The 18,712-nt window shown below is 68.7% G+C and carries 13 protein-coding genes; 6 read left to right on the forward strand and 7 right to left on the reverse strand.

Annotated elements, in window-relative coordinates; all coding sequences use genetic code 11:
• Positions 1-53: 53 nt before the first annotated feature.
• Positions 54-1,793 (forward strand): type IV-A pilus assembly ATPase PilB, encoded by a 1,740-nt coding sequence (gene pilB / locus P6166_RS10565; RefSeq protein WP_277764422.1) that lies wholly within the window; start codon positions 54-56, stop codon positions 1,791-1,793.
• 72 nt (positions 1,794-1,865) lie between these two features.
• On the opposite strand, the gene P6166_RS10570 is transcribed toward pilB, so the two are convergent.
• Together P6166_RS10570 and P6166_RS10575 are read right to left on the reverse strand one after the other, a co-directional pair.
• A complete protein-coding gene (locus P6166_RS10570; RefSeq protein ID WP_277764423.1) occupies positions 1,866-3,248 on the reverse strand; it encodes a sigma-54 dependent transcriptional regulator in 1,383 nt (460 codons plus the stop codon).
• A gap of 96 nt (positions 3,249-3,344) precedes the next feature.
• Positions 3,345-4,958, reverse strand: a complete 1,614-nt coding sequence (locus P6166_RS10575) for an ATP-binding protein (RefSeq protein WP_277764424.1) — start codon at positions 4,956-4,958, stop codon at positions 3,345-3,347.
• A gap of 237 nt (positions 4,959-5,195) precedes the next feature.
• Here P6166_RS10575 and sucC point away from each other — a divergent pair, with 237 nt between their 5' ends.
• The 3 genes from sucC (at position 5,196) to P6166_RS10590 (ending at position 9,130) form a co-directional block, all read left to right on the forward strand.
• Positions 5,196-6,365: an ADP-forming succinate--CoA ligase subunit beta gene (gene sucC, locus P6166_RS10580; protein WP_277764425.1), complete on the forward strand. Its 1,170-nt coding sequence runs from the start codon at positions 5,196-5,198 to the stop codon at positions 6,363-6,365.
• A 26-nt stretch (positions 6,366-6,391) separates the two neighbouring features.
• Positions 6,392-7,270, forward strand: a complete 879-nt coding sequence (sucD, locus tag P6166_RS10585) for a succinate--CoA ligase subunit alpha (RefSeq protein ID WP_130318750.1) — start codon at positions 6,392-6,394, stop codon at positions 7,268-7,270.
• 222 nt (positions 7,271-7,492) lie between these two features.
• Positions 7,493-9,130, forward strand: a complete 1,638-nt coding sequence (locus P6166_RS10590; RefSeq protein ID WP_277764426.1) for an NAD+ synthase — start codon at positions 7,493-7,495, stop codon at positions 9,128-9,130.
• Positions 9,131-9,334: 204 nt separating this feature from the next.
• Here the strand turns inward: P6166_RS10590 and P6166_RS10595 are convergent, their stop codons facing one another.
• Complete coding sequence (locus tag P6166_RS10595) at positions 9,335-10,219, reverse strand: outer membrane protein assembly factor BamD (protein WP_277764427.1); 885 nt, start codon at positions 10,217-10,219, stop codon at positions 9,335-9,337.
• A 113-nt stretch (positions 10,220-10,332) separates the two neighbouring features.
• On the opposite strand from P6166_RS10595, the gene rluD reads away from it, so the two are divergent.
• Positions 10,333-11,313, forward strand: a complete 981-nt coding sequence (gene rluD, locus P6166_RS10600; protein WP_277764428.1) for a 23S rRNA pseudouridine(1911/1915/1917) synthase RluD — start codon at positions 10,333-10,335, stop codon at positions 11,311-11,313.
• Positions 11,313-12,092 (forward strand): peptidoglycan editing factor PgeF, encoded by a 780-nt coding sequence (gene pgeF, locus P6166_RS10605; RefSeq protein WP_277764429.1) that lies wholly within the window; start codon positions 11,313-11,315, stop codon positions 12,090-12,092. The genes rluD and pgeF overlap by 1 nt, the downstream gene beginning before the upstream one ends.
• 18 nt (positions 12,093-12,110) lie before the next feature.
• Here pgeF and otsA read toward each other — a convergent pair whose 3' ends face one another.
• The 4 genes from otsA to P6166_RS10625 form a co-directional block, all read right to left on the reverse strand.
• On the reverse strand, positions 12,111-13,478 hold the full coding sequence (gene otsA, locus P6166_RS10610; protein ID WP_277764430.1) for an alpha,alpha-trehalose-phosphate synthase (UDP-forming): 1,368 nt from the start codon (positions 13,476-13,478) through the stop codon (positions 12,111-12,113).
• Positions 13,475-15,253, reverse strand: a complete 1,779-nt coding sequence (locus P6166_RS10615) for a glycoside hydrolase family 15 protein (protein ID WP_277764431.1) — start codon at positions 15,251-15,253, stop codon at positions 13,475-13,477. The genes otsA and P6166_RS10615 overlap by 4 nt, the downstream gene beginning before the upstream one ends.
• Before the next feature lie 44 nt (positions 15,254-15,297).
• On the reverse strand, positions 15,298-16,062 hold the full coding sequence (gene otsB, locus P6166_RS10620) for a trehalose-phosphatase (RefSeq protein ID WP_277764432.1): 765 nt from the start codon (positions 16,060-16,062) through the stop codon (positions 15,298-15,300).
• Positions 16,063-16,206: 144 nt separating this feature from the next.
• On the reverse strand, positions 16,207-18,648 hold the full coding sequence (locus tag P6166_RS10625) for a TonB-dependent receptor (RefSeq protein ID WP_277764433.1): 2,442 nt from the start codon (positions 18,646-18,648) through the stop codon (positions 16,207-16,209).
• Between the last annotated feature and the right edge of the window lie 64 nt (positions 18,649-18,712).

Below are 18,712 nucleotides of genomic sequence, written 5' to 3' on the forward strand. Positions count from 1 at the left end.
GCCTTGCACCGTGGGAGAGGCGCTGCAGGGACAAGAGCTTGTTTGGGGAACATATGAACGCAGTAGCCACCGCCAATTTGGTCGGCATCACCGGCATCGCCCGCCGCCTCGTGCAGGACGGCGCCATGGACGAGACCGCCGCGCGCGCGGCCATGGACCAGGCGGCCGCCGCCAAGGTTCCGCTGCCGCAGTGGTTCGCGGAGAAGAAGCTGGTCTCCGCCGCCCAGCTCGCTGCCGCCAATGCGGTGGAGTTCGGCATGCCGCTGATGGACGTGTCGGCGTTCGACGCCAGCCAGAACGCCATCAAGCTGGTGAGCGAGGAGCTGCTGCAGAAGCACCAGGTGCTCCCGCTGTTCAAGCGCGGCAACCGGCTGTTTGTCGGTGTCAGCAATCCCACCCAGACCCGCGCGCTGGACGACATCAAGTTCCACACCAACATGGTGGTGGAGCCTATCCTGGTGGATGAGGACCAGATCCGCCGCACGCTGGAGTCCTGGCAGGCCAACCACAGCAATATCGGTGACGCCCTGGGCGGCGGCGATGATGACGGCATCGCCAACCTCGACGTTGACGGTGGCGGCGACGAGGACATGTCCGGCGGCGACGCCGGCGTCGATGCCAAGGGCGACGACACTCCGGTCGTGAAGTTCGTCAACAAGGTGCTGGTCGATGCCATCCGCAAGGGCGCCTCGGACATCCACTTCGAACCCTACGAAGACGACTACCGCGTCCGCTTCCGCATCGACGGCCTGCTGAAGAACGTCGCCAAGGCCCCGGTGAAGCTCAACCAGCGCATCGCCGCGCGCCTGAAGGTCATGTCCCAGCTGGACATCGCCGAAAAGCGCGTGCCGCAGGACGGCCGCATCAAGCTCAACCTGTCCAAGACCAAGCAGATCGACTTCCGCGTCAGCACGCTGCCCACGCTGTTCGGCGAGAAGATCGTGCTGCGTATCCTCGACGGCAGCGCCGCCAAGCTCGGCATCGACAAGCTCGGCTACGAGCCGGTGCAGCAGAAGCTGTTCCTGGAAGCCATCCACAAGCCCTACGGCATGGTGCTGGTCACCGGCCCCACCGGCTCGGGCAAGACGGTGTCGCTGTACACCGCGCTGGGCATCCTCAACGACGAGACGCGCAACATCTCCACCGCCGAGGACCCGGTCGAAATCCGCCTGCCCGGCGTGAACCAGGTGCAGCAGAACAACAAGCGCGGCATGACCTTCGCCGCCGCGCTGCGCTCGTTCCTGCGTCAGGACCCGGACATCATCATGGTCGGCGAAATCCGCGATCTGGAAACGGCCGAAATCGCCATCAAGGCGGCGCAGACCGGCCACATGGTGCTCTCCACGCTGCACACCAACGACGCGCCGCAGACCATCGCGCGCCTGATGAACATGGGCATCGCGCCGTACAACATCACCAGCTCGGTCACGCTGGTGATCGCGCAGCGCCTGGCGCGCCGCCTGTGCTCGAACTGCAAGCGGCCGGTGCAGCTGCCGGAGAACGCCCTGCTCGCGGAAGGCTTCACGCCCGAGCAGATCGCCGCCGGCATCGACCTGTACGAGCCGGTGGGCTGCGAGGAATGCACCGAGGGCTACAAGGGCCGTACCGGTATCTACCAGGTCATGCCGATGACCGACGAGATCTCCACCATCATCCTGGCCGGTGGCAACGCGTTGCAGATTGCCGAGGCTGCGCAATCGATCGGCGTGAACGACCTGCGCCAGTCCGCGCTGCTGAAGGCCTCGCAGGGCATTACCAGCCTGGCCGAGATCAACCGCGTCACCAAGGATTGAGCGCCCGGCAATCCGCAAAAGGAAAGGCCGCCCTCGGGCGGCCTTTCGCTATGTGGGCTCGCGACGCGCGCGTCACTCCATGCCGAGCTTCTTCAACTTGTACCGCAGCGCCCGGAAGGTGATGCCCAACTGCGCGGCGGTGCGGGTCTTGTTCCAGCGGTTCTCCTCCAGCGCCTTCTGGATCGCCGCACGCTCCAGCTGCTCGATGTACGAGGGCAGGGCGGCCGCGCCGGGTTCCACATCGACCACCGCTTCCTGCGGCTCGGCGCCCGCGCCCGCGGTGCGTGCGCCGTTGTGCTGTGGCAGCCGCAGGTCGGTGGCGCTGATCTGGTCGTCCTCGGCCAGGGCCAGGGCGCGCTCGAGGATGTTCTCCAGCTCGCGCACATTGCCGGGGAAGCGATAGCGGTCCAGCGCTTCCAGCGCGGACGGCGAGAGCAGCGGAATCGGCCGGCCGTGGCTGCGTGCCAGCCGTGCCAAGATCGCCGCGGCCAGCTGCGGCAGGTCGCCGCCGCGCTCGCGCAGCGGCGGCACGCGCAGCTCGATCACGTTGATGCGGTAGTAGAGGTCGTGGCGGAAACGGCCCTCGGCGACGAGGTCCGCCAGGTCCTTGTGCGTGGCCGAGAGGATGCGCACGTCCACCGGTACTTCGTTCGATGCGCCCACCGGGCGCACGGATTTCTCCTGGATCGCGCGCAGCAGCTTGACCTGCATCTGCAGCGGCAGCTCGGCGATCTCGTCCAGGAACAGCGTGCCGCCGTTGGCGGCCTGGAACAGGCCGGGCTTGTCGGTGTGGGCGCCGGTGAAGCTGCCCTTCTTGTGGCCGAAGAACTCGCTTTCCATCAGCTCGGCCGGGATCGCGCCGCAGTTCACCGGCACGAACGGGCCGCCGCTGCGCGCTCCTTGCTCGTGGATGGTGCGGGCGACCAGTTCCTTGCCCACGCCCGATTCGCCGAGGATGTACACCGGCGCCTGGCTGCGCGCGACCTTGGTGATGGTGGCGCGTAGCGACTCCATCGCCACCGAGTCGCCCAGCAGGCGGCTGGCCTGCTCCGGGGGCGGCGGGGGCGGCACCGGGCGCTCGGCGTTGTTGAGCTCCAGCGCATGGCGGACCAGGCCGCGCAGCACCGAGATGTCCACCGGCTTGCTGACGAAATCGAAGGCCCCCGCCTTGAGAGCCTCCACCGCCAGGTCCATGCTGCCGAACGCGGTGATCATCGCCACCGGCGTGCGCGGGTAGTGGCGCGCGATCTCCGTCACCAGCTCGATGCCGTTGCCGTCCGGCAACCGCATGTCGGTGATGCACAGGTCGTAGGGATTGTTCGCCAGCAACTCGCGGGCTTCGGCGAGGTTGGCGGCGGTGCTGATACGCAGGCCCATGCGGCCCAAGGTCAGAACCAGCAGTTCACGGATATCGCGTTCGTCGTCTACAACGAGGGCGCTTCGGCTGTCGTTCATGAATGTGGAAGATAGCGGAAGGGGCCAGAACCGACAAATATTGCGGGTTTGCGACCCCCCGGGACAGTCGGCCGAGGCTGAATACGGGTGTCCGATTCAGGCCGGCAGGATCGTATGCGGCCCCGGCAGCGTGATGCGGAAGCAGGCGCCGCCGGCCGGCACCGCCACGTATTCCAGCCGCGCCTGGTTCGCCCGGCACAGCTCCCGGGCGATGTACAGGCCCAGCCCGGTGCCGTGCTCGGAGGTGGTGAAGAACGGCCGGAACAACTGCGCGGCCACGGCCTCCGGGATACCCGGACCGCGGTCCATCACGTCGATCACCGCCGTGCGCTCCTGCGCGGCCACGCGCAACCGCACCCGTGCCGGTTCGTCCATCGTGCGCCCGTACTTGAGCGCGTTGTGGACCAGCGCGGTGAGGATCTGGTGCAGGTGCTTCGGGTCGACCAACGCCTGCACCGAGGTTTGCCCGATCACCGCCTCCAGGCTGTCGTTCTCTACCGACAGGGTCTGCCGGTACTCGAGCACGAAGCGGCGCACGAAGGCCGCCAGGTCCAGGTTTTCCGGATTGGCGCGCTCGCGTCGCGCCAGCCCCAGCACGCTCTCCACGATGCCGTTGGTGCGTTGGCACTGCTGGTGGATGATCTGCAGCAACCGGCGGTCGGCCTCGCCGATGGCCGGCGATTCCTCCAGCAGCTGCGCGGCGTAGTTGATCGCCGCCAGCGGGTTGCGGATCTCGTGCGCGAGGCTGGCCGAAAACCGCCCCAGCGCGGACAGGGTGAGCGACTCGGCCCGCCGCGAGACCACCGTGGCGTCGTCCAGGAACACCAGCGTCATGTCGCTGTCGGCGAGCAGGCGCGCGAAGCGCGGCTGCACTTCCGGCTGGTCGGGCGAGAGCTGCAGCGGCGCGTCGTCCTGCTGCCAGCCGTTGCGCCAACGCTGCAGGCGCCGGGCCAGCTCCGGCGCGGCGCTGGAAAGCTCCAGCAGGCCGCTGACGGTGTTGCCCTCGGCATCGCCGATCAGCGTGGTGGCGGCCTCGTTGGCCAGGGTGATGCGGTTGCCCGCGTCCACCACCAGCACGCCGGTGCGCATGCGCCGGATGATCAGCTCGTTGACCTCGAACAGGTTGGCCACCTCCGCGCCGCGGCGCTCGGCCAGCTGCTGGTTGCTGCGCGCGCGCTGGCCGATCTGGTAGCAGATGTAGGCAATGGCCAGGTAGCTGGCGGCAAACATCGCCAGCTCGGCCAGGGTGCGGTTGTTCTGGCTGCCTTCCAGTGCGCTCCACAGGTATTCCAGCACCGTGGCCGAGCAGGCGATCAGCGCCACGCTCATCGCCAGGCGCAAGGGCAGCAGCATGCCGGCGGCGGCGATGTTGAACAGCAGCATCATCGAGATGCCGGCGCTGGCGCTGGGCAGGGCGTGGGTCATCAACGCGGCGGCGGCGATATCCACCGTCGCCGAGCAGAACACGATGGTGTTGAGCCACTGCTCGTTGCGGCCCCACGCCAGCAGGCCCAGGGCCAGGGCCAGGTACACGACCGCCAGCGCCTGCGCCAGCTGCGGCAGCTTGGGCTCGCCCACCAGCGCCGAGAGCGGGCTGAACACCAGCGCGGCGATCAGGCCGGCGACCAGCACCCGGTAGAGCGCGAAGAAATACAGCTCGCGCCGGGGTGCCGATTCGATGCGGTCGATGAGCGAAGCACTGGGCGACAAACCGAACTCCCCTTCGGATTGGTCAGGCCCGGAGTATAGGCCGGCAGGGCGACGGCCCGGCGGGCCGGCGAGGGCGGGTGTTGCCGGAATGGGCCGCCATCGCGCCGATAGCCCTGCTCGATTTTGCGCCACGGGGCGCGGTGGGCGACAATAGGCGGCCCGCTTGTGCGCCCTGGCCGTGGTTTCCGCCGCCGTCGCACGCTCCCGGCGGTCGATTTCCTTTTCCCACGGTGACGCATGAATTTCCACGAATACCAGGCAAAACAACTGCTTGCCGAATACGGCATCCCGGTGCCGGCCGGCAAGGTCGCCGCCACCCCGGACGAAGCGGTCGAAGCCGCCAAGTCGCTGGGCAATGGCCCCTGGATGGTCAAGGCGCAGATCCATGCGGGCGGCCGCGGCAAGGCCGGCGGCGTCAAGTTCTGCAAGACCGTCGATGACGTGAAGGCCGCGGCCGGCAAGATGCTCGGCACCAAGATGGCCACCTACCAGACCGCCGGCGTCGAGCTGCCGATCAACCTGGTGCTGGTGACCACCGCCGGCGAGATCGTCAAGGAGCTGTACCTGTCGGTGCTGGTCGATCGTGGCACCAAGACCATCAGCTACATCGCCTCGTCCGAGGGCGGCATGGAGATCGAGCAGGTCGCCGCCGAAACCCCGGACAAGATCCACACCCTCAATGTCGATTTCGTCGAGGGCGTGCAGGGTTACCACGGCCGCGACATCGGCTTCAAGATGGGCCTGACCGCCAAGCAGGCCGGCCAGTTCGCCAACATCATGGTGAACCTGTACCGCATCTTCAACGAGAAGGACCTGGCGCTGGTGGAGATCAACCCGCTGGCGATCCTGGACGACGGCAACCTGTACGCGCTGGACGGCAAGTTCAACAGCGACGACAACGCCAACTTCCGCCACAAGGAACTGGTCGCCATGCGCGACAAGTCCCAGGAAGACGAAACCGAAGTCACCGCTTCGGAGCTGGACATCAACTACGTCACCATGGACGGCAACATCGGTTGCATGGTGAACGGCGCCGGCCTGGCGATGGCCACCATGGACGTCATCAAGCTCAACGGCGGCGAGCCGGCGAACTTCCTGGACGTGGGCGGCGGCGCGAACAAGCAGCGCGTGATCGAGGCGTTCAAGCTGATCCTGTCTTCGGACAAGGTCGAGGGCATCTTCGTCAACATCTTCGGCGGCATCGTCCGCTGCGACATGATCGCCGAGGGCATCATCGCCGCGGTGAAGGAAGTGGGCGTCAAGGTCCCGGTCGTGGTGCGCCTGGAAGGCACCAACGTGGAAGAAGGCAAGCAGCTGCTGCGCGACAGCGGCATGGCCATCATCCCGGCCGACAACATCAACGACGGCGCCAAGAAGGTCGTTGAAGCGGTCAAGGCCGCCGCCTAATCCACGTCACCGAACCAGGAATTCCCATGAGCGTTTTGATCAACAAGAACACCAAGGTGATCGTGCAGGGCTTTACCGGCCAGCAGGGCACCTTCCACGCCACCCAGATGATCGAGTACGGCACCCAGGTCGTCGGCGGCGTCACCCCGGGCAAGGGCGGCACCACCCACATCGACCTGCCGGTGTTCAACACCGTCGCCGACGCCGTGGCCAGCACCGGCGCGGACGCCTCGGTCATCTACGTCCCGCCGCCGTTCGCGGCCGACGCGATCCTGGAAGCGGCCGCGGCCGGCATCAAGGTCATCGTGTGCATCACCGAGGGCATCCCGGTGCTGGACATGCTGCGCGTGAAGAACGTGCTGACCCGTTCGCACCCGGACACCGTGCTGATCGGGCCGAACTGCCCCGGCGTGATCACCCCGGGCGAGTGCAAGATCGGCATCATGCCGGGCCACATCCACATGCCGGGCAAGATCGGCATCGTCTCGCGCTCGGGCACGCTGACCTATGAAGCGGTCAAGCAGACCACCGAAGTGGGCCTGGGCCAGTCGACCTGCATCGGCATCGGCGGCGACCCGATCAACGGCCTGAACTTCGTCGACTGCCTCAAGCTGTTCAACGAAGACCCGCAGACCGAAGGCATCATCATGGTCGGCGAAATCGGCGGCGACGCCGAGGAAGCCGGCGCCGAGTACATCGCCAAGCACGTGAAGAAGCCGGTCGTCGGCTTCATCGCCGGTGCCTCGGCCCCGGCCGGCAAGCGCATGGGCCACGCCGGTGCGATCGCCTCGGGCGGCAAGGGCACCGCGGAAGGCAAGTTCGCCGCGATGGAAGCGGCCGGCGTCACCACCGTCCGTTCGCCGGGCGACCTGGGTGCGGCGATTGCCGCGCGCCTGAAGAAGTAAGTCGACGCTTCGGCGTGGACGGAAAGGCCGCCTTCGGGCGGCCTTTCCTTTTTTGCGCGTTCCGCGCGTGCCGCCACGGGCGGGTCCGGCGCCGTGCGCTTCTGGAATAATGGGCGGGCAGCGTAATCCCGTGGCTGTCCGCGCCCTTCCGGCGTCTGGAGGCACGGATCTCTTCCTCCCGCGCGGCCCCGTTCGGCCGCCGGCGCCATACCGAGGCACCGCATGTCGCAGACGCTCCGCATCGCCCTGGCCCAGTTCGATTTCCCCGTCGGCGCCGTGGCCGGCAACACCGCGCGCATCATCGAGTTCATCGCGCAGGCGCGCGACGAGTTCGGCGCCGACCTCGTACTGTTCCCCGAACTGGCCATCAGCGGCTACCCGCCGGAAGACCTGCTGCTGCGCCCCGGCTTCCTGGCCGATTGCGAGCAGGCCGTGCAGCGCATCGCGCAGGCCGCGCAAGGCATCGTGGCGGTGGTCGGCTGGCCGCAGAGCGCCGGCAGCGTGGTCTACAACGCCGCCTCGGTGCTGCGCGAGGGCCGCGTGGCGCATACCTATCGCAAGCGCGAACTGCCCAACTACGCGGTGTTCGACGAGCGGCGCTATTTCGACGTGGACCCGGACGGTGGCAACTGCGTGTTCGAGGTCAACGGCGTGCCGGTGGGCCTGGTGATCTGCGAGGATCTGTGGTTCCCCGAGCCGCTGCGCGGCACGGTCGATGCCGGTGCCGAGCTGGTGCTGGTGCCCAACGCCTCGCCTTTCGAGCGCGGCAAGCATGCCCAGCGCGACGCGCTGCTCGCAGAGCGCACCCGCGAGAGCGGGGCGGCGATCGCCTACCTCAATGTCGTCGGCGGCCAGGATGCGCTGGTGTTCGATGGCGCCTCGGTGGTCGCCGATGGCGATGGCACGGTGCACCCGGCCGCCGCGGCCTTCACCGACCAGTGGCTGGTGGTCGAGTACAGCCGCCAGGAGCGCCGCTTCCTGCCCGTGGTGTGGATGGACGATGGCGACGAGAGCATGGACGCGCTGGCCTGGCGCGCGGTGGTGCGCGGCTTGCGCGACTACTGTGGCAAGAACGGCTTCGGCAAGGTGTGGCTGGGGCTTTCCGGCGGCATCGATTCGGCGCTCGTGCTCGCCTTGGCGGTCGATGCGCTGGGCGCGGAGAACGTCACCGCGGTGCGCCTGCCTTCGCGCTACACGGCCGGGTTGTCCAACGACCTGGCCGCCGAGCAGTGCGCCACGCTGGGCGTGAAGCTGGAGGCGGTCGAGATCGAGCCGGCGTTCCAGGGCCTGCTGCAGGCGCTCGGGCCGCTGTTCGAGGGCACCACGCCGGACATCACCGAGGAGAACCTGCAGTCGCGCAGCCGCGGCGTGATCCTGATGGCGCTGGCCAACAAGTTCGGCGGCCTGTTGCTGACCACCGGCAACAAGAGCGAGTACGCGGTCGGCTACGCCACCATCTATGGCGACATGTGCGGCGGCTACGCGCCGCTGAAGGACCTCTACAAGACCGAGGTGTTCGGCCTGGCGAAGTGGCGCAACACCGTGGGCGGCGCGCCGGTGATTCCGCCGGCGGTGATCGCCCGGCCGCCGTCGGCCGAATTGCGCGCCAACCAGACCGACCAGGATTCGCTGCCCGCCTACGATGTGCTGGACGGCATCCTCTACCGCTATGTGGACCAGGAGCAATCGCGCGAGGAGATCGTCGCCGCCGGCTACGCGCCCGAGGTAGTGGACAAGGTGCTGCGGCTGGTGCGGATCAGCGAGTGGAAGCGCCACCAGGCCGCGCCGGGGCCGAAGGTGTCGCGCCGGGCCTTCGGGCGCGAGCGCCGCTACCCGATCACCAACGGCTACGCTGGCTAGTCCCGGCTGGCTAGTCCCGCTGCGCGGGCCTAGCCCCCAAAGTTTGCTGCGCAAACTTCGGGCCCCAGCGCTTGCCTTGCCTATCCTCCGCGCCTTCGGCGCGCGCCCCTTAACAAAGGGGGGCTCCACTTGCGGATGGATGTGTGGAGGCGAACAAAAAAGGGCCCTTGCGGGCCCTTTGTCGTTCTTGCGATCAGAAGTCTGTTACTTCTTGTCCATGATCGCGTTGCGCTGGCCGGTCGCGGCGGACTTCTCGCCAGCGAAGGGGTTCAGCTTGCGGATCGCCCACGGATACTTCGGCCACTTGCCCTCCAGCCACGGGTGCTGGGGATCGTTGAGTTCCAGCACGCGGCGCGCGTCGTCGGCCAGCGGCTTGTTGCCAAGCTGCGTGTAGGCCTCGCCCAGCACCGCGATGGCGTCGTACTGGAACGCGCTCTGCGGATAGGTTTCCAGCAGGTAGTTGGCGCGGCCAGCCGCCGACACCCAAGCGCCGCGGCGCATGTAATACAGCGCGTTGTCCAGCTCGTGCTGGGCGAATACGTCGCGCAGCACGATCATCCGCGCGCGCGCATCGGCGGCGTAGCGGCTGTTCGGGTAGCGGTCGGCCACGGTGTTGAAGTCGTTGTAGGCCTGCAGCGGCGTGGAGAGGTCACGGCGGCTCGGGTCCAGCGACCAGACGCGGCGCAGGAAGATCGTGTCGCGGTTGGAGTTGGACAGGCCGCGCAGGTAGTACAGGTAGGCGATGTTGCGGTGGGTCGGGTAGGTGCGGATGAAGCGGTCGATGCTCGACACCGCGTCGTCGTGCTTGCCCGCCTTGTACTGCGCGTAGGCGATCTCGATCATCGCCTGCTCGGTGTACGGGCCGTAGGGATACTGCGCGATCAGGCGCTTGAAGCTGCCTTCGGCGCCGGCCCAGTTGCCCTTCTTGGCCAGACCATGGGCCTTGTTGTAGAGCTGCTCGACGGGGACGCCCTCGTCGGGGTTCTTGTCCTTGGCGCCGCGGTGGCAGCCGGTGGCGAACAGGGCCACGACCAGCAGCAGGGCGAACAGGCGGAAGGTCGCGGACATCGTTGCGGAGCGTCGGATCATGGTTCGGGCGGGACGCAGCTGGAAAACGAAAGGGCGATGATAGCCTAGTGGCCTGTCCAGCGACTGAAATTGTCCGCCGGACGCCGATTCCCACCCTTCTGCCGTGCCTTTCCATGTCCCAGACCCCCGCTGATCCCCGCCAGGCCGTGGTGCCCGATGGCGCCGCCGGACGCCGCTTCGATGCCGTCCTGGCCGAGCTGTTCCCCGAATTCTCCCGTTCGCGCCTGGCCGAATGGATCAAGTCCGGGGACGCCCTGCTGGACGGCAGCCCGGCCCGCCCGCGCGATGCGGTCAAGGGCGGCGAGGTGGTGACCTTGCAGGCCGTGCTGGAAACCCAGACCCACGCCGTGCCGCAGGACATCCCCCTGGACGTGCTGTACGAGGACGCACAGGTCTTCGTGATCGACAAGCCAGCCGGGCTGGTGGTCCACCCCGGCGCCGGCAACCCGGACGGCACCCTGGTCAATGCGCTCCTGCACCGGGACCCGGCGCTGTCGGCCCTGCCGCGCGCGGGCATCGTGCATCGCCTGGACAAGGACACCAGCGGCGTGATGGTGGTGGCCCGCACGCTGGAGGCGCAGACCGCGCTGGTCGAGCAGCTCTCGGCCCGGCAGGTGCACCGGCAATACCTGGCCGTGGTGGTCGGCGCGCTGGTCTCCGGCGGTACCGCCAATGCGCCGATCGACCGCCACCCGCGCGACCGTCTGAAGATGGCCGTGCGCGAGGACGGGCGCGAGGCCGTCACCCATTTCCGCCTGCGCGAGCGCTTCCGTGCCCATACCGCGCTGGAGTGCCGGCTGGAGACCGGGCGCACGCACCAGATCCGCGTGCACATGGCGCATCTCAAGCACCCCATCATCGGCGACCCGCTGTACGGCGGTCCGCTGAAGCTGCCCAAGGGCGCCACCGAGGAACTCGCCGCCGAGCTGCGCGGCTTCAAGCGCCAGGCGCTGCACGCCGAGACGCTGGAATTCGCCCATCCGGTCAGCGGCGAGCCGGTGCGCGCCAGCGCCCCGGTGCCGGCCGACCTGAAGCGGCTGATGGACGCCCTGCGGGCCGACACGGCCGCCGCCGCGGAACGCGAGCGCCGCTGATGGCCGCCGCCATGCCCTGGCTCGCGCCGGACTGGCCCGTGCCCGCGGGCGTGCGCGCGCTGGTGACGCTGCGCCATGGCGCCGGCGTGTCCGCCCCGCCGTTCGATGACTTCAACCTGGGCAATCGCAGCAGCCCGGAGGGCGACCGGCCCGAGGCCGTGGCCGCCAACCGCGCGCAGTTGCAGGCCCTGGCCGGGCTGCCCTCCGCGCCGCATTGGCTGCGGCAGGTCCACGGCACCGCGGTGCTGCGCTTCGATGCGCCACCTGCCGGGCAGGGACCCGAGCACGAGCCCACGGCCGACGCCGCCGTCACCTCGGTGCCCGGGGTGGTGCTGGCGATCCTGACCGCCGATTGCCTGCCGGTGGTCTTCGCGGCGGACGATGGCCGCGAGATCGGCGCCGCCCACGCCGGCTGGCGCGGGCTGGCCGACGGTGTGCTCGAACGCACCGTGGCGGCCATGCACACGCCGCCCGCGCGACTGCACGCCTGGCTGGGCCCGGCCGCGGGGCCGCAGGCCTACGAGATCGGCGAGGACGTGCGTGCCGCGTTCCTCGCGCACGACCCGGCGGCGCAGGCCGCGTTCGTGGCGACCCGCCCCGGGCACTGGCGCGTGGACTTGTACGCGCTGGCGCGGCAGCGCCTGCTATCGGCGGGATTGGCCCCGGAAGCCCTGCACGGCGGCGACCGCTGCACCATCAGCGAACCGCAGCACTTCTTCTCCCACCGCCGCGACCGCCGCAGCGGCCGGCTGGCCACGCTGGCCTGGATCGCCCCGTAAGGCGCAAGGGCGGGCCCCTCACGCCGCGTCCAGCGCCTCCAGGTAGCGCTGGCGCCAGTGATTGATGTCGTTGTGGCGCAGGTGCTCCATCATCGCGTGCCAGCGCTCGATGCGCTTGGGCTTGGCCAGCGTCGCCGCCGTGGCGATGGCGTCGGCCACGCCGTCCAGGTCGTGCGGATTGACCAGCAAGGCCTCGCGCAGCTCGTCGGCCGCGCCCGCCAGCAGCGAGAGCACCAGCACGCCGGGATTCTCCGGATCCTGCGCGGCCACGTATTCCTTGGCCACCAGGTTCATGCCGTCGCGCAGCGGCGTCACCAGGCCCACGGCCGCGCTGCGGTAGAAGCCGGTCAGCGTGGCATGGGTGAAGTTCTGGTTGACGTAGCGCAGCGGCGTCCAGTCCGGCTCGGCGTGGCCGCCGTTGATGTGCCCGGCGATCTGTTCCAGCTGGCTGCGCAGGTCGCGGTACTCGGCCACCTCGCCACGCGAGACCGGTGCGATCTGCAGGTAGGTCAGCGTGCCGTGCTGGTCCGGATGCCGCTCCAGGTAGCGCTCGAAGCCGCGGAAACGCTCCGGCAGGCCCTTGGAGTAATCCAGCCGGTCCACGCCGATGGCCAGTTGCCGGTCGCGCAGGCTGCTGCGCAGGCTGCGCACCGACTGCTTGCCCATGGCCGCCTTGGCCTGCTTGGCGATCAACTCGGTATCGATGCCGATCGGGAAGGCCGCCGCGCGCAGCTGGCGGCCGCCGGGGGCTTCGAGCATGCCATCCCCCAACAGGCGCCCGCCGCCGAACAGGCGCACGTAGGACAGGAAGCGGTCCACGTCGCGCTGGGTCTGGAAACCGACCAGGTCGTAGGCATACAGCGTGGAGAACAACCGCGCGTGGTCGGGCATGGCCTGCACCAGGTCGGCCGAGGGCATCGGCACATGCAGGAAGAAGCCGATCTTGCAGCCGATGCCCCGCTCGCGCAGCAGCGAGGCCAGCGGGATCAGGTGGTAATCGTGGATCCACACCGTGTCGTCGTCGCGCAGCAGCGGCGCGAGCTTGTCGGCGAACAGCGCGTTGACCCGGCGATAGCCGTCGCGCTTGTTGCGGTCGTAGTCCACCAGGTCCAGGCGGAAATGCAGCAGCGGCCACAGCGTGCGATTGGCGAAGCCGTTGTAGTAGGCATCCAGGTCGCGCTTGTTGAGGTCCATGGTGACGAAGCGGATGTCGCCCTCCACCTGCTCGTGCGTCTGGCCGCTCTCGCCGCGCGCGACCTTGCCGTTCCAGCCGAACCACACGCCGCCACGCTCGCGCAGCGCGGCCAGCAGGCCTACGGCCAGTCCGCCGGCGCGGGTTTCGCCCGGCACCGCGACACGGTTGGAAACGACGACCAATCTGCTCATGAAGCCTCCTGCCAACTCCGGGACAAGCGCATGGCGGCGATGATCAGCCCCACATGCGAATACGTCTGGGGGAAATTGCCCCAGGCCTCGCCGTCCTCGAAGGCCAGGTCTTCCGACAGCAGGCCCAGGTGGTTGCGACGGTCGAGGATGCGTTCGAACATCTGCCGCGCCTCGTCCTTGCGCCCGATCGCGGCCAGCGCGTCGATGTACCAGAAGGTGCAGATAGTGAAGCTGGTTTCCGGTTCGCCGAAGTCGTCCGGCGCGATGTAGCGGTACAGCGAATCGCCGTGCTTCAGATCGCGGCCGATGGCTTCCACGGTGCCGATGAAGCGCGGGTCCATCGCGTCGACGATGCCGATATCGGCCAGCAGCAACAGCGAGGCATCCAGGCGGTGGCCGCCGAGCGTGTCGGTGAAGTGGTTGCGCTCCTCGCTCCACGCCTCGCCCAGCACGTGCGCGCGCAGCTCGTCGGCGCGCGTGCGCCAGTAGGCGCGGCGATCCGCCAGGCCCAGCCGGTCGGCGATCTTGGCCAAGCGGTCGCACGCCGCCCAGCACATCGCCGCGGTATAGGTATGCACCTCGGCACGGCCGCGGAACTCCCACAGCCCGGCGTCGGGCACGTTGTAGAGCGCGTAGGCGCGTTCGCCCAGCGGCTCCATGCGGCGGAAGGTGGCCTCGTCGCCCGGGTCCTTCAGGCGCAGGTCGAAGAACAGCTGCGTGGAGGCCAGCACCACGCTGCCGTACACATCGTGCTGCTTCTGGATCCACGCCAGGTTGCCGCGCCGCACTGGGCCCATGCCGCGGTAGCCCGCCAGCGATTCGACCTCGTGCTCCTCCAGCGCCGATTCGAAGCCGATGCCGTACAGCGGCTGCATCGTGCCGTCGGTGGTGGCGATGTTGAAGATGTAGGAGATGAACTGCTCCATCGTGCGGGTGGCGCCGAGCCGGTTGAGCGCGCGCACCACGAAGGCGGCATCGCGCAGCCAGCAGTAGCGGTAGTCCCAGTTGCGCGGGGTATGCGGCGCCTCGGGGATGGAGGTGGTCATCGCGGCGATGATCGCGCCGCTGTCCTCGTACTGGCACAACTTGAGGGTGATCGCGCTGCGGATCACCGCCTCCTGCCAGTCCAGCGGCACGGAGAGGTAGCGCACCCACTCGCGCCAGTATTCTTCGGTGCGTTCGTAGGCTTCCTGCACGTAGCCGGTCAGCGAGCGCATCAGCGATTCGTCCACGCCCAGCACCAGGTGCACCGGGTGGTTGAGCACGAACGGCAGCGCGTCGCGCACGAAGCGGATCGGCACATCGGTGGTCAGGCGCAGGGTGAAGTCCGGCAGCAGCCAGCGGATGTGGTTGCTGCCCCAGGTCGATTCGGGCGCCCGCGCGCCCCAGTCGGCCAGCGGGCGCGCGCGCACCACGATGCGCGGCGCGCCGGACAGCGGGCGGATCTTGCGCACGATGCTGACCGGCCGGTAGAACCGGTTGTGGTTGCGCCAGCGCGGCGCGAAGTCGATCACCTCGATCGCGCCGCCTTTGCTGTCGCGCAAGACGGTGCGCAGGATCGCGGTATTCGGGATGTAGGCCTGCTCGCTCTCCTGGAAATCTTCCAGTTCGACCGAGAAATCGCCGCCCTCGATGCGCGGCGAGAGCAGGTGGCAGAAGGCCGGGTCGCCATCGAAGGTGGGCAGGCAGCTCCAGACCACGCGGGCCTGGCGGTCGATGAGGGCGCCGAAGCTGCAGTTGCCGATGACGCCCAGGTCCAGGTTCGGTTCGCTCATAACGGGGGAGAATCCTCGGTGTTTCCGGGGGGAGGGCGGAGGGATCATCCGCGGCTGGCGTTCTCCTGCAGCCAGGCGTGGACGGCGAGGGGGTCGGCCAGGGCGTGGCGCGCTTGCGTCGGTTCGCGCGTGCCCACGCGTACCGCCCAGCCGCCGAGCCGCTGGGCGGCGATGAAGCCGTATTCGTCGGTGAGGTCGTCGCCGACGAACACCGGCACGCGGCCAAGGAACGGCGCGCGCTGCATCAGCTGTTCGACCGCCACGCCCTTGTCGCTGCCCTGCGGCACGAACTCGACGACATGGTCGCCGGGCTGCAGGCGGTAGCCGGGCAGCTGCGCGAGCGCATCGTGGGCGAACGCGATCACCGCGTCGGCCGACTGCGGCGCGCCGCGCCAGTGCAGGGCCATGCTGACGCCCTTGTCCTCGACCAGCACGCCGGGATGGGCCTGCGCCATGTGCGCGGCACGCTGGTGCAGCGTGTGCAGCCAGTCGGTGGTGTCGTCGGCGGCGGGCATGTCGTGGCGGGCGGCCAGTTCGCTGCGCAGCTCATGGCCGTGCAGGCCGGCAGCGGGCAACCGCAGCGGGGCGAAGAGGGCGTCGAGCTGGGACAACGGGCGGCCGCTGACCAGCGCCACCGCGCCGCCGAGGCGGTCGCTCAGTACGCCAATGGCTTCGCGGACCTGCGGCAGCAGGCGGACCTGCAACGGATCCTCCGCGAATTCGATCAGCGTGCCATCGACATCGAGGAACAGCGCGCAGCCATCGTCCAGCAACGGCGGCGGCGGTCGGAAAGGGGGGATTTCAGACATGCCCCCCATTGTGTCAAAGCGGGCGTGATATTCAGGTTACGGAACGCTCGGGGAGGCCTCGCCCGCGGGCGTCCGTGGCCGGCCTGGTGCCGGCGCCAGGCCATTGGGCCCGGCGCCGGCGCCGTGCATCCGGCTGCGCGCCGGTCAGAAGGTGTAGCGCACCCGTCCGTACCAGTAAGCGCCGTTGCTGCCGATCGGCGACAGCACGTCGTACGGCAGGTTGCCGAAGTAGTAGATGTCCTCGTTGGACTTGTCCGAGTAGTTGTCCAGCACGTTCTGCCCGCCCAGCGCCACGCTCCACTGCGGGGTCACGTGGTACTCGACCTCCAGGTCCAGCTGCCACTCCGCGCCGTAGGTCTGCCGCGGAATGTAGCCGTCCCCGAAATCGAACACGCGCGTGGCGCTGCCGTAGCGGCTCAGGCGCGATTGCAGCGCCCAGCGGTCGTTGCTCCAGTTGGCGGCGAATTGCCCGCGGGTGCGCGGGGTCGCGTCGGTGAGGGTGTTGCTCTCCTCCACGCCGAACAGCACGTAGTCCGGGTCCAGCGCCAGCAATTCGGCCGGCGTGGCGACGATGTCCTTCAGTTCGGTCTTCGCGTAGCTGTAGGTGCCGGTCAGCAGCAGCTGCCCGCCCGCCAACGCCTGGCGCCAGTTGGCGACCAGTTCGGCGCCGCGCGTGCGGGTATCGGCCGCGTTGACGAAGAAGCTCGCGCTCTGCACGCCGCTCACACCGAAGTTGTCTTCCACGAAGGTGGTCAGCGCATCGCCGGTGATGTCCTCCGACAGCGCCACGCGGTCGTCGATGTCGATCTGGAAGAAATCCAGCGACAGGTCGAAGTGCTCGCCCACGCGGCTGGTGAAGCCGAAGCTGTAGTTGCGCGACTTCTCCGGGTCCAGCGGCCGCGCGCCGAGCGCCTGGGCGATGGGATTGTTCACCGAGAGCAGCCGGCCCTGGGTGAGGCGGCCGGCCGCATCGTAGCCGGTGGAGGTGGCCTCGTAGCCGATCTGGCTCAGCGAGGGCGCGCGGAAATTGTTGGAGATGGCGGCGCGCAGCGCGAAGGCCGGCACGAATTCATAGCGCGCGGCGAGCTTGCCGGTCCACTGGCTGCCGAAGTCCTGGTAATGCTCGTAGCGGCCGGCGATGTCGGTGGAGAACTTCTCGCCGAACTGGCTCGACAGGCTCACATAGGCGCCGAGCACGTTGCGCGAGAGGTCGGCCTCGTCCTGCGGGCTCAGGCCTCCGCCGGCCTGCGAACCGGTGGGGCGGTCGGTGTACGGGCCGGCGGCGTAGCTGGCGGGGTCGCCGGCGTGGGTGCGGTATTCCTCGCGGCGCAGCTCCACGCCGGTGCCCAGCGTGTGGCTGGCGCCGTCGGTATTGAACACCCGGCTCAGGTCGAAGTTGCCCACGGTCTGCGCGAAGGCATAGCTGCCGGTGCGGAAGCGGGTCGGGCTGTCCGGGCCGAGCGAGGCATTGAGCGAGTTCTTCAGGCGGTAAGTGAAGTCGTTGCGGCCATAGTCCACGCTGGCGTCGTAGTCCCACTCGCCCCACTGGCCACGTGCGCCGGCCACCAGTTGCAGGTCCTGGTTGTCGCCTAGCGATACCGGCCGATAACCATTCGGGTACACCTCCGGCCAGTTGCTGCTGTCGTCCGGGTAGCGGAAGTAGTTGTCGCCCTCGGTATCGCGCGAGTTGTAGGTGCCGAACGCGTACAGCCGGCCTTGGCCGTCCTGGCCGAACGGCAGCTCGCCGTTGAACCACGCGTTGATGTCCTTGCTGTGGCCATCGCCCATGGCGTAGTTGCGCTTGCCCTGCAGGGCGAGGTTGTTGTCGGTCTGCTCCCACGGCGGGATGAGGTCGAAGCCGGCCCGGTTGGTGGCTTCGCGGTTCTTCAGCTCCAGGCCGGCCTTGATGAAGCCGCCGTCCCCGCCCAGGCGCGTACCGGCCTTGGCGCTGAGGTAGCTGGTCTGGCCGTCGGTGATCGTGCGGTCGATCGGCTTGAGGTCGGTGTGGTGCGCGCCGAAGCTGGCTTCCACCGCGCCGCTGTCCGGGTCGTTGTCCAGGATCACGTTGATCACGCCGGCAATCGCGTCCGAGCCGTACTGCGCGCCGGCGCCGTCGCGCAGCACCTCGATGCGCGAGATCGCGCTGACCGGGATCGAATTGAAGTCCACCGGCGTGGTGCCCTTGCCGATCTTGCTGTCGGTGTTGACCAGCGCCGAGACGTGGCGGCGCTTGCCGTTCACCAGCACCAGTACCTGGTCCGGCGACAGCCCGCGCAACTGCGCGGCGCGAATGTGGTCCGCGCCGCCGGAGTTGGACTGGCGCGGGAAGTTGAACGACGGCAGCAAAGCCTGCAGCGCGCTGCCCAGCTCGCCATTGACCACGCCGGCCTTGCGGATGTCCTCGGCGGTGAGCACGTCCACCGGCGCGGTGGATTCGAGCACGGTGCGGTCGCTGGCGCGGGTGCCGGTGACGATCACCGTATCGAGCGTGGTGGCGCTCGCCGCCTCTTGGGCGAAGGCGGGCGCGGCAAGGATCAAGGAAAGGGCGCTGGCCAGGGCGAGCGGGCGGGGATGGGGGCGATGCATGGGGGTGGCTCCGGCGGTGACGAGGGATGAACATTCATCCGGATGAAGCGATATGTTAACTTTC

It is taken from the genome of Stenotrophomonas sp. HITSZ_GD (genome assembly GCF_029543105.1).
In the GTDB taxonomy this organism is placed as follows: Bacteria; Pseudomonadota; Gammaproteobacteria; order Xanthomonadales; family Xanthomonadaceae; genus Stenotrophomonas_A.

Coding starts and splice junctions, on each gene's coding strand:
- otsA (WP_277764430.1), bottom strand. CDS start 13,478: ATGAGCAGATTGGTCGTCGTTTCCAACCGTGTCGCGGTGCCGGGCGAA.
- P6166_RS10615 (WP_277764431.1), bottom strand. CDS start 15,253: ATGAGCGAACCGAACCTGGACCTGGGCGTCATCGGCAACTGCAGCTTC.
- otsB (WP_277764432.1), bottom strand. CDS start 16,062: ATGTCTGAAATCCCCCCTTTCCGACCGCCGCCGCCGTTGCTGGACGAT.
- pilB (WP_277764422.1), top strand. CDS start 54: ATGAACGCAGTAGCCACCGCCAATTTGGTCGGCATCACCGGCATCGCC.
- sucD (WP_130318750.1), top strand. CDS start 6,392: ATGAGCGTTTTGATCAACAAGAACACCAAGGTGATCGTGCAGGGCTTT.
- P6166_RS10625 (WP_277764433.1), bottom strand. CDS start 18,648: ATGCATCGCCCCCATCCCCGCCCGCTCGCCCTGGCCAGCGCCCTTTCC.
- P6166_RS10570 (WP_277764423.1), bottom strand. CDS start 3,248: ATGAACGACAGCCGAAGCGCCCTCGTTGTAGACGACGAACGCGATATC.
- rluD (WP_277764428.1), top strand. CDS start 10,333: ATGTCCCAGACCCCCGCTGATCCCCGCCAGGCCGTGGTGCCCGATGGC.
- P6166_RS10590 (WP_277764426.1), top strand. CDS start 7,493: ATGTCGCAGACGCTCCGCATCGCCCTGGCCCAGTTCGATTTCCCCGTC.
- sucC (WP_277764425.1), top strand. CDS start 5,196: ATGAATTTCCACGAATACCAGGCAAAACAACTGCTTGCCGAATACGGC.
- pgeF (WP_277764429.1), top strand. CDS start 11,313: ATGGCCGCCGCCATGCCCTGGCTCGCGCCGGACTGGCCCGTGCCCGCG.
- P6166_RS10595 (WP_277764427.1), bottom strand. CDS start 10,219: ATGATCCGACGCTCCGCAACGATGTCCGCGACCTTCCGCCTGTTCGCC.